This window comes from Nonomuraea sp. NPDC059007 (genome assembly GCF_042740555.1).
Classification (GTDB): domain Bacteria; phylum Actinomycetota; class Actinomycetes; order Streptosporangiales; family Streptosporangiaceae; genus Nonomuraea.
This window is the reverse complement of sequence record NZ_JBHYJD010000003.1, coordinates 220,095-232,486: the sequence shown is the minus strand read 5'-3', so window position 1 is coordinate 232,486 and position 12,392 is coordinate 220,095. Positions and strand designations below refer to the sequence as shown.

Sequence of the window (12,392 nt, the reverse complement as noted above, 5' to 3'; positions counted from 1 at the left end):
GATGTTCTTGATCATAACCGGGGGGCGTCTTTCCTACGTCATGGTACGGGCTTTGTCGCCCCGGGGTGCGCCTGCCACGCCGCAATTCCGAGTCGTGAGACGGAGTCCCAGGTAGAGGGGCAGGGCGATGGGAGAGAGCAGGATCGTGAGAAACAGCACTGGGGCCATCAGCAGCGGGTGCAGGCCCCGTTCGCGGCTGTCGAGATAGATCCAGCGGCCCACGAAAAGATCCCAGGCGATGATCTGGGCCCACAGCGCCGCCAGCGCCTCCGGCGAGGCCACCAGGGCCTGGAGCCCGGCCAGGGTGGGCCGCGTCACCACGGGCCAGAACGCGCCCAGCAGAGGCAGCAGCAGGACCAGGTTGACCGCCACCGCGGGCAGCACGATCAGCGGCGAGGCCGCCACCGCCCGGGTCACCCGCCACGCCGGCGCCACGATCATCAGGGCCCAGAACGGCGCGGCCGCCACGAAGCTGAGCGTGAACAGGGTCTCGGTCATCGGGACTTCTCCAGGGTGGGCAGGCGCAGCGCGGCGAGGGCGGCGGACACGACGGCCACGGCCAGGGCGGCGGCGACGGTCAGGGTGAGCGCGTCGGGGCGGACGATCGACTGGCCGCGCAGCGCCTGCCAGGTCAGCAGCGCCAGCAGGGCCGTGTAGCCGGCGCCGCCGACGACGATCAGGCGCAGCCGTACCGTGTCGTGGAGTTTGCGGGTCAGGGGCGCGAGCAGGGGGAGGATCTGCAGGGCGTGCATGCCGACGAAATGGGGGACGCGCAGGTCGCCGGCCAGGGTGCTCCAGCCGAGCACGGGCAGGCCGGCGCCGCCGTCGGGCAGGCCGACGCTGTGGGCGCCCATGAGGTCGCCCTCCTGGCCCTCGGCGGGAAACGCCATCAGGCCGCCCAGTGCCAGGCCGATCGTGGAGACGATCAGGCCGGCGCCGATCGCCCGGGCCAGCGGCCGGTCGGCGGGGCGGTCGAGCAGGACGGCGACGGCGGCGGCGATGTTGGCCAGCAGGAGGACGGCGATGGTGACGCCCATGCCGACCCACAGGGTGAAGTCGAGCGGGGTGGCGACGTTGAAGTGGCTGTGCCTGACCCGGGCCGCCTGCGCGAGGATGACCGCCACCTCGGCGGCGCCGGTGACGGCCAGGACGGTCCCGGCCCGGTGGCCCCAGCGGCCTTTGCCCTTCCGCAGGGACAGGAGCCAGGCCCAGGTGAAGGAGTAGATGGTGAAGGAGACGGCGAACTTCAGCGGCTTGGCTCACAGGGGCATGCCGTCGAGCGTGCGGTCGTCGATGAGCAGGGCGGCGCCGGTGACGAGCGAGAGCGCGGCCATGGCTAAGCCGAAGATCACGAGTGGGCGGTGCATGGAAGGTCCCCCGGAGCAAGTGGATAGTAATGCTTTCCACTATCTATAGCTAAGCTATCCAACATTGGCAAGAGGAGGATTAAGGCGTGCGGATGGCAGAGCTGAGCGAGACGACCGGGGTTCCCGTGCCGACGATCAAGTACTACCTGCGGGAGGGGCTGCTGGAGCCCGGCCGTCCGGTCGGCCGTAACCAGGCCGAGTACGGGCCGGCGCACGTGAAGCGGCTACGCCTGGTGCGCGCCCTCGTCGAGTACGGCGGGCTCGGCATCGCCGCCATCCGCGACCTCGCCGCGCACCTCGACAACCCGCGTGTCGCCCTGTTCGACCTGATGGGGGAGGCGCAGAAGACCGTCACCACCCACGACCACCCCCGCCCGGGACCTCACCGCGACAAGGCGGAGCGGATCGTGGCCGAGTTGCTGGAGCGCAAGGGGTGGCAGGACGCCGGCCGCAACCCCGCCATCGGCACCCTGGTGGGCGTGCTGGCCGCGCTGGACGAACTCGGCCGCCAGGACATGGTGGCCGCGCTCGGCGACTACGCCGACGCCGCCGAGCGCATCGCCGAGGTGGACATGCGGGTGATGGGCGACGTCGAGGACCGCGAGCAGGCGGTCGAGATCGTCGCCCTCGGCACCCGCCTGGGTGACGCCATCGTGGGCGCCCTGCGGCGGGTGGCCCAGGAGCACATGTCGTCGAAGCGGGCCCCGGGCTCCTAGACGCCGAGGGAGGCGTTGAGGAGGCGGGCCACGGCGTCCTCGTCGCCGGTCAGGTCCACGCGGGCGTGCTGCTGGCGGCCGAAGCAGAACAGCAGCAGGTCGCCCGCCCGGCCGGTCACCTCGACCTTGGGCCCTTCCTGCGCCCCGCCCAGCGCGACGCCGCCGCCCAGCCGGTGCAGGACCACGCCCACGGGCGACTTGCGCAGCATGAGGCGGGCCCCCATGGCCAGCCGCTTCCAGATGAGGCGCTCGAAGTCGTCGGGCAGCGGGCGCGGCTCCCATCCGGGCTGGGCCCGGCGGATGTCCTCGTGGTGGACGAAGAACTCCAGCGTGTTGACCGTCTCGTCGAGGAACGGCAGCAGCCCGTAGAAGCCGCCGGGCTTGCGGACCATCCCGACCAGTTCGGGGAAGGGATGCTTGGCCTTCAGCCCGTTCTGCACCGAGGCGGTGTATCCGGCCAGCGGCCTGAGCGCGATGCCCGCCGCCGCGTCCGGGCGGCGTTCCCGCAGAACCAGGTGCGCGGCCAGGTCGTAGGTCGTCCACCCGGTGCACAGGGTGGGCGCGTCGGGGCCGGTCTGGTCGAGCAGATCGCAGATCGCGGAGCGTTCGGCACGGGCGTGAGTCACGGGGCCCAGCCTACCTGTGGGAATAACGGGGTGATCAGCCGTGATAGTCACTATGTAGAAATATCCCCGTTGGGAAGGAATCCCCCCGAGTGGCGAGCAAGGTCACCTCGGCCGTGATGCGTCAAGGACTGGGCGTCCTTGGGGTGGCCATCCGCACGGAGAAGGCGGTGTTCGCGATCGCCGTGCTGGCCAGCGGCCTGTACGGCGGCATGACCGTGGCCTCGGCGTGGGCCCTGGGCTGGGCGACGGAGAACGCCGTCCTGCCCGCCTTCGAGCAGGGCGACATCACCGCGGGGGTGCTCTGGTCGGCCACCCTGCTGATCATGGGCACCGCGCTGCTGAAGTCGATCGGCGTGGCGGGCCGGCGCATCTTCGCCGGTGTCGTCCAGTACCGCATGCAGGCGCGCTCGCGCCGCGACGTCACCAAGCAGTACCTGCGGCTGCCGCTGTCCTGGCACCACCAGCACCCCACCGGCCAGTTGCTGTCCAACGCCAGCGCCGACGCCGAGGCCGCCTGGGCGCCGCTTGCCCCGCTGCCGATGGCGGTGGGCGTGATCGTCATGCTGTTCACGGCCGCGATCGCCATGCTGTTCACCGACCCGGCTCTGGCGCTGGTCGGTTTCCTGATTTTTCCGGCGATAGCCGTACTGAATCTGATTTATCAGCGCAAGCTCAGCCCGCTCGCCACCCGCGCCCAGCAACTGCGCGCCGAGGTCAGCGAGATCGCGCACGAGAGCTTCGACGGCGCGCTCGTCGTCAAGACGCTCGGCCGCGAGGCGCTGGAGACCGAGCGCTTCCAGCGGCGCGCGCACGAGCTGCGCGACGCCAACATCGCGGTCGGGCGGGTGCGCGGCCTGTTCGACCCCATGCTGGAGGCGCTGCCCACGCTCGGCGTGCTCGTCGTGCTGGCCGTGGGCGCGATGCGGCTGTCGTCCGGCTCGATCAACTCGGGTGAGCTGGTGCAGGTGGCCTACCTGTTCACGCTGCTGTCCTTCCCGATCAGGGCGCTCGGCTGGGTGCTGGCGGAACTGCCCCGCAGCGTGGTCGGCTGGACGCGGGTGCAGGCCGTGCTCGACGCGAGCGGCTCCATGGAGTACGGCTCCGCCGAACCCGCCGGCACGCGGCCCGCCTCCCTCCAGGTCGACGACGTCTCCTATGCCTACGGCGACAGCGAGGTGCTGCACGGGGTGAGCTTCGACGTGGCGGCCGGCCGTACCGTGGCGCTGGTGGGACCCACCGGGTCGGGCAAGTCCACGCTCACCCAGTTGCTGGTGCGGCTGGTGGACCCGGGCGACGGCGCGGTCCGGCTCGACGGCGAGGACCTGCGCGAGCTCGCCTACGGCGCGATCGCCCGCTCGGCGGCGCTGGTGCCGCAGCAGACGTTCCTGTTCGACGACACCGTGCGCGGCAACGTCGCGCTCGGCCTGGAGGTCACCGACGAGGAGGTGTGGGCGGCGCTGCGGCTGGCGCAGGCGGACGGCTTCGTCGCACGGCTGGCCGACGGCCTGGACACCCGCGTCGGCGAGCGCGGCACCACCCTGTCCGGCGGCCAGCGCCAGCGGATCGCGCTGGCCCGCGCGATCGTGCGCCGGCCGCGCCTGCTGATACTCGACGACGCGACCTCCAGCGTGGACCCGCAGGTCGAGGCCAAGATCCTGTACGGCCTGCGCGACTCCGCGGAATCCTCCACCACGGTCGTGGTCGCCTACCGGATGGCCACGATCGCCCTGGCCGACGAGGTGGTCTTCCTGGAGCGCGGCCGCGTCGGGGACCGGGGCACCCACGAGGAGCTCCTGGCCCGCAGCGAGGGCTACCGCAACCTCGTGACCGCCTACGAGCGCGAGGAGATCGAGCGGGCGGCGATCGAGGCCGATGAAGAAGAAGGGGTGAGCGCCTGATGGCTCTGCGGGGAGTGGAGCGCACGGCGCTGGCCACGGTACGGCGGGGGCTGTCCCTGACCCCCGAGTTCCGCAACGGCCTGATCGGCACGATGGCCCTGGCCGTCGTCGCCACCGTCGGCAAGATCATCGTGCCGATCGCGGTGCAGCAGACGATCGACACCGGCCTCAAGGGCGGCAAGCCCGATCTTTCGTACATCTTCGGGGCGGTGGCGCTCTGTGCCGTCGCGGTCATCCTGACGGCCCTGGCCGGATACCTGATGAACGTCCGGCTCTACAAGTCCACCGAGTCCTCCCTGGCGACGCTGCGCGTACGCGGGTTCCGGCACGTGCACGACCTGTCGGTCCTCACCCAGAACACCGAACGCCGCGGCGCCCTGGTCTCCCGCGTCACCAACGACGTCGACCAGATCAGCACCTTCATGCAGTGGGGCGGCCTGATGATCATCGTGGCGCTCGGGCAGCTGCTCGTGGCCACGGTGCTCATGTTCATCTACTCCTGGCAGCTCACCCTCCTGGTGTGGATCTGCTTCATCCCGCTGATGATCGCCCTGCCGCGGTTCCAGCGGCTGCTGTCGCGCGCGTACACCGTCGTGCGCGAACGCACCGGCGACATGCTCGCCGCCGTCAGCGAGTCCGTGGTCGGCGCCGCCGTGATCCGCGCCTACGCCGCCGAGAACCGCACCGCGGAACGCGTCGACACCAGCGTGGACGCCAACCGCTCCGCCCAGATCAGGGCCCAGACGATCGTCGGATTCGTCTTCCCGCTGACGGAGATCGTCGCCGCCCTGGCCATCGCCGGGATCGTCCTGCTCGGCGTCCAGCTCGGCCTGTCCGGCGGCATCTCGGCCGGCAAGCTCGTCGCCTTCCTGTTCCTCGTCACCCTGTTCGTCTCGCCGCTCCAGATCGCCACCGAGGTGCTCAACGAGGCCCAGAACGCCGTCGCCGGCTGGCGGCGCATCCTCGGCGTCCTCGACACCCCGCCCGACGTGGCCGACCCGGGCGAGAAGGGCGCCGAACTGCCCCGCGGCCCCATCTCCGTCAAGTTCGAAGACGTGCACTTCGCCTACCCCGGAGGCGAGCCCGTCCTTCGAGAGGTCACCGTCGAGATCCCGCCGCGCTCGCGCGTGGCGATCGTGGGGGAGACCGGATCGGGCAAGACGACGTTCGCCAAACTCCTGACCCGCCTCATGGACCCCGCCGCGGGCCGCGTCACCATCGACGGCCACGACCTGCGCGAGATCCGCTTCTCGTCGTTGCGCGAGCGCATCGTGATGGTGCCGCAGGACGGCTTCCTGTTCGACGGCACACTCGCCGACAACATCCGGTACGGCCGGCCGTCCGCGACCGACGCCGAGATCGCCCTCGCGCTGACCGAGCTCGGCCTGGCCGACTGGGTGGACGGCCTGCCCGCCGCCCTCGACACCCCCGTCGGGCAGCGCGGCGAGTCGCTGTCGGCCGGCGAACGCCAGCTCGTCGCCCTGGCCCGCGCCTACCTCGCCGACCCCGACCTCCTCCTGCTCGACGAGGCCACCTCCGCCGTCGACCCTGCCACCGAGGTACGGCTGGCCCGCGCCCTGGAGGGCGTCACCAGGGGCCGCACGGCCATCTCCATCGCCCACCGGCTGTCCACGGCGGAGAACGCGGACGAGGTGCTGGTGTTCGACGGGGGCCGGCTGGTGCAGAGGGGGGCGCACGACGACCTGGTCCGCGAGGAGGGCGTCTACGCCGGCCTCCACGCCTCCTGGATCTCCGCCGCCCACTCCTGACCCCCGCTCTCCACCCCCTTCCGCATGTCGACGCCTCCGCTCTCCGGGAACCCGAACTCCGTACCTCGGGATCGGGCCCGACGCGGGAGGGGTGGGGAGTGGGGGAAGAAGCAGGAGGCGGGGCTGGTTGAATGGCGGCATGTCCCTGGAACCCGACATCGCCGCGCGGCTCAAGCGCGGCCCCGACGGGCTGGTGCCCGCGATCGTCCAGCAGTACGACTCCGGCGAGGTGCTCATGCTCGCTTGGATGGACGACGAGGCGCTGCATCGCACGCTCACCACCGGCCGCGCCACCTACTGGTCGCGCAGCCGCCGGGAGTACTGGGTGAAGGGGAACACCTCCGGCCACGTCCAGCACGTGAAGGCGGTGGCGCTCGACTGCGACGGTGACACGGTCCTGCTCAAGGTGGACCAGGTGGGCGCCGCCTGCCACACGGGCGACCGTACCTGCTTCGACGCGGACGCGCTGCTGCCGTGAACAGGGAGACGTGGGTCTGGGCGGCGGCCACCGGGGCGGGCTGCCTGCTGGTGCTGCTGGCGGCGGGCCGCGTCTGGGTGCGCGCCGCGGGCTCGGCCACGGGAACGGGCGGGGTCACCGCCGCAGGGACCGGCGGCGACCTGAGCGGCGGCCTGACCGCGGTGGGGCTGGCGGCGCTGGCCGGTGTGGTGGCGGTGCTGGCCACCAAGGGGGCGATGCGCCGCGTGGTGGGCGCGCTGCTGGGGTTGTGCGGCGCGGGCCTCGGATGGATCACGTTCTCGGCGCTGTCGCAGGGGTCGATCGCCGGGTGGGCGAGGAACGTCCCGGCGCTTCATGGGGTGACGGATCCGGCGTACACGATCGAGATGCTCTGGCCGGTGGTGGCGGGCGTCGGCGCGGCGCTGGTGCTGGTGGGGGGCGTGATGGCGGTGGTACGCGGCGGGCGCTGGACGGCCATGTCCGCCCGCTACGACCGGCGACCCGCGGGGGAGCGGCCTGCGGACGACCGCTCGATGTGGGACGCTCTGGACAGAGGCGACGATCCCACGCGCTGAGTCCCGAAATCTCGGGGGCTCTCGGTGTCGATCGAGGTTCCTGACCTACGCTTCCGTGCAAGGGGCCACGATGACGAAGGGCGCGGCAGCATGACCTACGGCAACCAGGACGGCAGCGGCGGTTACGGCGCGCAGCCGCCCGGCGGGGGATACGGCCAGCAGCCGGGAAACGGCGGCGGCTACGAGCAGCAGCCCGGCAGCGGCGGCGGTTATGGCCAGCAGCCCGGTAGCGGTGGCGGTTATGGCCAGCAACCGGGTAGCGGTGGTGGTTACGGCCAGCAGCCCGGCAGTGGCGGCGGCTACGGTCAGCAGCCCGGCAGCGGGGGCGGGTACGGCCAGCCTCAGCCTGGCAGCGGCGGTTACGGCCAGCCGGATCCCTACGCGCAGCAACAGCCCGGCTACGGCTACGGCCAGCCCTCCGGCGGCTACGGCCAGGCCCAGGAGGCCTACGCCCAGCAGCCGGTCTACGCGCAGCCCGCCTACGGCCAGCCCGCGGGCTACGCCAAGCCTCCGGCCCAGACGAACGCCATGGCCATCACCTCGCTGATCCTCGGCATCGTCGGCCTGTTCCTGTGCGGCCTGACCAGCATCCCGGGCGCGATCTGCGGCCACGTCGCGCTGGCCCAGGTGAAGCGCAACGGCGGTGAGGGGCACGGTCTGGCCGTGGCCGGACTGATCACCTCCTACCTGACGATCGTGGCGTGGGTGATCGGCTGGCTGGTGTTCGGCGGCTTCATCCTGGCGATGTTCGGACTGGCGAGCGCGGCGGGCACGAGCTACTGACACCCTCCTTGCGGTCAGGTCACAAATCATCCTTATGACGGATAATTCCCCATGTGGGGCGTGGTAGGTCGCTATGCTGCGGCGGGCAACTCGCCACAAGCACCACACGAGGAGTCTCCAGTCATGAGCTACGGAAACCAGGGCGGCAGCGGCGGTTACGGTGCCCAGCCCCCCGGTGGGGGATACGGCCAGCAGCCGCCGAGCGGCGGCGGCTACGGCCAGCAGCCTCCCGGCGGAGGCTACGGCGCGCAGCCTCCGAGCGGCGGGGGCTACGGCGAGCAGCCTCCCGGCGGTGGAGGTTATGGCCAGCAACCCCCGAGCGGCGGCGGTTACGGCCAGCCCGGCGGTTACGGGGGCGGGCAGACGCCGCCGGACAACCACCTGGTGGCGGCGATCCTGACCACGATCTTCTGCTGCCTTCCTCTGGGCATCGTCTCGATCGTGAAGTCGTCGCAGGTCAACTCCAAGTGGCAGGCGGGTGACTACCAGGGCGCGATGCTGGCCTCCGAGGAGGCGAAGACCTGGTGGAAGCGCTCGCTGATCGGCGGCATCATCTACTACGTGCTGCTCATCATCGGCCTGATCATCTACTTCGTGATCATCGCGGCCGCCGTGTCCAGCAGCTACTCGTCGTACTAAAGGCGATACTTGACCTCATGAGCGTTGCGAACCTCGAGCGGCGGGCCGCGGACCGTTGGAAGGCCGTGCTCCCGCCGCTCGGCGTCGCCGCGGGCACGGCGGCGGTCTTCGCCTTCGTCGGCGCGGTCGACCCGAACGAGCCGGGGCACTATCCGACCTGCCCGTTCCTGTGGCTGACCGAGAAGGCGTTCGGCACGGGGCTGTTCTGCCCCGGCTGCGGGACCCTGCGGACCATCCACGCGCTGGCCCACCTCGACCCGGTGGCCGCGCTGGGGCTCAACCCGCTCGCCGTCGCGGTCGTGCCGTTCCTGCTGTTCTGGTGGGGCCGGTGGCTGGTGCGGTCCTGGAAGGGGTCGCCCAGGCGGACGACCCTCGCCCATCCCGGCTACATCTGGGCCTTCCTCGCGGTCGTGATCGTCTATTGGGTCGTGCGAAATCTTCCGTTTGGGGCTTTTTTGGCTCCGTAGGCGGGCCCCGATGGTGAGGTGAGCGCGACCGGGCCGATACCATCGCAAGAGCAGGCCGGGAGCGGACGCGAAGCGAACTCTCAGCCGCCCCCAACACTGCCGACCGGAGGGACCCCAGCGCGTGAGTGTGCTCGACGACATCCTCGACGGGGTGCGAGCGGACCTGGCCACACGACAGCAGGCCGTGTCGCTTGACGAGCTCAAGGAACGGGCAGGGCGGGCTCCCACCCCCAGAGACGCCTATGCGGCACTGGGCGGCGACAGGGTGTCGGTGATCGCCGAGGTCAAGCGGTCCAGCCCGTCCAAGGGCGCGCTCGCCGCGATCGCCGACCCGGCCGCGCTCGCCGCCGACTACGAAGCGGGCGGCGCGCACGTCATCAGCGTGCTGACCGAACAGCGCCGCTTCGGCGGCAGCCTCGACGACCTGGCCGCCGTGCGCGCCCGGGTCGACATCCCGATCCTGCGTAAAGACTTCATCCTCACCGCCTACCAGCTGTGGGAGGCCAGGGCCTACGGCGCCGACCTGGCGCTGCTCATGGTCGTCTCCCTGGAGCAGGAGGCGCTGGTGTCGCTGATCGAGCGGGCGGAGTCGATCGGGCTCGCGCCGCTGGTCGAGGTCCACACCGTGGAGGAGACCGAGCGCGCGATCGCGGCCGGGGCCAGGATCATCGGGATCAACGCCCGCGACCTGAAGACGCTGGAGGTCGACCGCGACGTCTTCAGCAAGATCGCGCCGATGATCCCCGACGACATCATCAAGATCGCCGAATCCGGGGTACGCGGCCCGCACGACCTGCTCGCCTACGCGCGCGGCGGCGCCGATGCCGTCCTCGTGGGTGAGAGCCTGGTCACCGGCAAGGACCCGCGCAAGGCCGTGGAGGCGCTCGTGACCGCCGGCGCCCACCCAGCGACGCGCCCCGACCACGGATCAGAGGGATAGCAGTGGCACAAGACGGCTCCATCCTCACGGCCGCCGACCTGGCCGGCAACGGCGCCTACGGCGACGACCCCGACGTGCACGGCAAGTTCGGCATCTTCGGCGGCCGCTACGTGCCCGAGGCGCTCATCCCGGCGCTCGACGAGGTGGCCTCGGTCTACGAGACGGCCAAGAACGACGTGGGGTTCCTGCGCGAGTTCGACCACCTGCTGCGCACGTACGCGGGCCGGCCCACCACGCTGACCGAGGTCCCGCGCTTCGGCGAGCAGGCCGGCGGCGCCCGGATCATCCTCAAGCGCGAGGACCTGACCCACACCGGCGCCCACAAGATCAACAACGTGCTGGGACAGGCGCTGCTCACCAAGCGCCTGGGCAAGAAGCGGGTCATCGCCGAGACCGGAGCCGGCCAGCACGGCGTGGCCACCGCCACCGCCGCGGCCCTGCTCGGCCTGGAGTGCGTCATCTACATGGGCGCCGTCGACTGCGAGCGCCAGGCGCTCAACGTGGCCAGGATGAAGCTGCTCGGCGCCACCGTGATCCCGGTGACCAACGGCTCGCAGACGCTGAAGGACGCCATCAACGAGGCCTTCCGCGACTGGGTCACGAACGTCGACACCACCCACTACCTCTTCGGCACCGTCGCCGGCCCGCACCCCTTCCCCGAGATCGTGCGCGACTTCGCCCGCATCATCGGCGTGGAGGCGCGCCGCCAGATGCTGGAGCTGACCGGCGCCCTGCCGGACGCCGTCTGCGCCGCCGTCGGCGGCGGCAGCAACGCCATCGGCATCTTCCACGCCTTCATCGGCGACAAGGACGTCGCGCTGCACGGCTACGAGGCGGGCGGCCACGGCCTGGCCAGCGGCGAGCACGCGCTCACGCTGACCGCCGGCTCGGTCGGCGTCCTGCACGGCTCGCGCACCTACGTGCTGCAGGACGACGAGGGCCAGACGATCGAGTCCCACTCGATCTCCGCGGGTCTCGACTACCCGGGTGTCGGCCCGGAGCACGCCTGGCTGAAGGACAGCGGCCGCGCCACCTACCACGGCATCACCGACGCCGAGGCCATGGAGGCGTTCTCGCTGCTGGCCAGGACCGAGGGCATCATCCCGGCGATCGAGTCCTCCCACGCGCTCGCCGGAGCGCTCAAGCTCGGCCGTGAGCTGGGCCCGGAGGCGACCATCCTGGTCAACCTCTCCGGGCGCGGCGACAAGGACATGGGCACCGCCATGAAGTACTTCAACCTCTAGGGTTCACGATCATGACCACTCTTCAGACGGTGTTCGCCAAGGCCAAGGCGGACAACCGGGCGGCGCTCGTCGGCTACCTGCCCGCGGGGTTCCCGTCCAAGGACGGCGCCATCGCCGCCGCCGCGGCCCTGGTCGAGGCGGGCTGCGACGTCATCGAGATCGGCCTGCCGTACTCCGACCCGCTCATGGACGGTCCCACCATCCAGGACGCGGTGCACCGCTCGCTGACCAACGGCACCCGCATCGCCGACGTGTTCCGCACGGTCGAGGGGGTGGCCGCCACCGGGGCCGCCACGCTCGTCATGACCTACTGGAACCCGATCGACCGCTACGGCGCCGAGCGTTTCGCCCGCGACCTGGCCAGTGCGGGCGGGGTGGGCACGATCACGCCCGACCTCACGCCCGAGGAGTCCGGCCCGTGGCGCACCGCCTCGGCGGAGGCGGGCATCGACACCGTCTTCCTGGTGGCGCCCAGTTCCACGGAGGAGCGCATCAAGGCCGTGGTCGAGTGCTGCACCGGCTTCGTCTACGCCGCCTCGCTCATGGGCGTCACAGGCGCCCGCGAGAGCGTGAACGTGGCCGCAGAAGGCCTGGTCGAGCGCACCCGCGCGCACACCGACCTGCCCGTCTGCGTGGGCCTGGGCGTCGGCACCGGCGCGCAGGCGGCCGAGGTGGCCGCCTACGCCGACGGCGTGATCGTCGGCTCCGCCTTCATCCGCCGCCTGCTCGACGCGCCCGACGAGGCCGCGGGCCGCGCCGCCTGCGCCGAGCTGGCGCGCGACATGGCCGCGGGGGTCCGCTCCCACGCCTGATCTCCGGTACGGCGAAGCGCGGCCACCCAGGGTTTCCCGGGGCCGCGCTTTTCGTTTGTGTGTGCTTTCACCGGAGCCAGGGCGCAAAAGTGCAACAAG

Annotated in this window: 14 protein-coding genes; 11 read left to right on the top strand and 3 right to left on the bottom strand. The window is 71.4% G+C overall.

What is annotated here, in order from left to right:
- Window positions 1-33 precede the first annotated feature (33 nt).
- Together ACFWY5_RS06425 and ACFWY5_RS06420 are read right to left on the bottom strand one after the other, a co-directional pair.
- Entirely contained in the window at window positions 34-498 is a 465-nt protein-coding gene (locus ACFWY5_RS06425; RefSeq protein WP_379630711.1) for an ABA4-like family protein, read from the bottom strand.
- Window positions 495-1,124: a hypothetical protein gene (locus tag ACFWY5_RS06420; protein ID WP_379630710.1), complete on the bottom strand. Its 630-nt coding sequence runs from the start codon at window positions 1,122-1,124 to the stop codon at window positions 495-497. Before ACFWY5_RS06420 ends, ACFWY5_RS06425 begins: the two co-directional genes overlap by 4 nt.
- Before the next feature lie 335 nt (window positions 1,125-1,459).
- Between ACFWY5_RS06420 and ACFWY5_RS06415 the strand changes: the two genes are divergently transcribed.
- A complete protein-coding gene (locus tag ACFWY5_RS06415) occupies window positions 1,460-2,083 on the top strand; it encodes a MerR family transcriptional regulator (RefSeq protein WP_379624069.1) in 624 nt (207 codons plus the stop codon).
- Here ACFWY5_RS06415 and ACFWY5_RS06410 read toward each other — a convergent pair.
- Window positions 2,080-2,709, bottom strand: coding sequence for a TIGR03085 family metal-binding protein (locus tag ACFWY5_RS06410; RefSeq protein ID WP_379624071.1), 630 nt, complete (start codon window positions 2,707-2,709; stop codon window positions 2,080-2,082). The genes ACFWY5_RS06415 and ACFWY5_RS06410 overlap by 4 nt on opposite strands.
- A 116-nt stretch (window positions 2,710-2,825) precedes the next feature.
- Between ACFWY5_RS06410 and ACFWY5_RS06405 the strand changes: the two genes are divergently transcribed.
- The 10 genes from ACFWY5_RS06405 (at window position 2,826) to trpA (ending at window position 12,293) form a co-directional block, all read left to right on the top strand.
- Entirely contained in the window at window positions 2,826-4,607 is a 1,782-nt protein-coding gene (locus tag ACFWY5_RS06405; RefSeq protein WP_379630822.1) for an ABC transporter ATP-binding protein, read from the top strand.
- On the top strand, window positions 4,607-6,376 hold the full coding sequence (locus tag ACFWY5_RS06400; RefSeq protein ID WP_379624073.1) for an ABC transporter ATP-binding protein: 1,770 nt from the start codon (window positions 4,607-4,609) through the stop codon (window positions 6,374-6,376). Before ACFWY5_RS06405 ends, ACFWY5_RS06400 begins: the two co-directional genes overlap by 1 nt.
- 139 nt (window positions 6,377-6,515) lie before the next feature.
- Window positions 6,516-6,854 (top strand): phosphoribosyl-AMP cyclohydrolase, encoded by a 339-nt coding sequence (hisI, locus tag ACFWY5_RS06395; RefSeq protein ID WP_379624075.1) that lies wholly within the window; start codon window positions 6,516-6,518, stop codon window positions 6,852-6,854.
- Entirely contained in the window at window positions 6,851-7,408 is a 558-nt protein-coding gene (locus tag ACFWY5_RS06390; protein ID WP_379624077.1) for a Trp biosynthesis-associated membrane protein, read from the top strand. The genes hisI and ACFWY5_RS06390 overlap by 4 nt, the downstream gene beginning before the upstream one ends.
- Before the next feature lie 90 nt (window positions 7,409-7,498).
- The gene (locus ACFWY5_RS06385; RefSeq protein ID WP_379624079.1) at window positions 7,499-8,191 is read left to right on the top strand and encodes a DUF4190 domain-containing protein; all 693 of its coding nucleotides are present in this window, start codon (window positions 7,499-7,501) and stop codon (window positions 8,189-8,191) included.
- Window positions 8,192-8,314: 123 nt separating this feature from the next.
- Window positions 8,315-8,830: a CD225/dispanin family protein gene (locus ACFWY5_RS06380; RefSeq protein ID WP_379624081.1), complete on the top strand. Its 516-nt coding sequence runs from the start codon at window positions 8,315-8,317 to the stop codon at window positions 8,828-8,830.
- Window positions 8,831-8,847: 17 nt separating this feature from the next.
- On the top strand, window positions 8,848-9,297 hold the full coding sequence (locus ACFWY5_RS06375) for a DUF2752 domain-containing protein (RefSeq protein WP_379624083.1): 450 nt from the start codon (window positions 8,848-8,850) through the stop codon (window positions 9,295-9,297).
- 121 nt (window positions 9,298-9,418) lie between these two features.
- Entirely contained in the window at window positions 9,419-10,237 is an 819-nt protein-coding gene (gene trpC, locus ACFWY5_RS06370; RefSeq protein ID WP_379624085.1) for an indole-3-glycerol phosphate synthase TrpC, read from the top strand.
- Between the two features lie 38 nt (window positions 10,238-10,275).
- Window positions 10,276-11,481 (top strand): tryptophan synthase subunit beta, encoded by a 1,206-nt coding sequence (gene trpB, locus ACFWY5_RS06365; RefSeq protein WP_379624113.1) that lies wholly within the window; start codon window positions 10,276-10,278, stop codon window positions 11,479-11,481.
- An 11-nt stretch (window positions 11,482-11,492) separates the two neighbouring features.
- Window positions 11,493-12,293: a tryptophan synthase subunit alpha gene (trpA, locus tag ACFWY5_RS06360; RefSeq protein ID WP_379624087.1), complete on the top strand. Its 801-nt coding sequence runs from the start codon at window positions 11,493-11,495 to the stop codon at window positions 12,291-12,293.
- The last annotated feature ends 99 nt before the right edge of the window (window positions 12,294-12,392 follow it).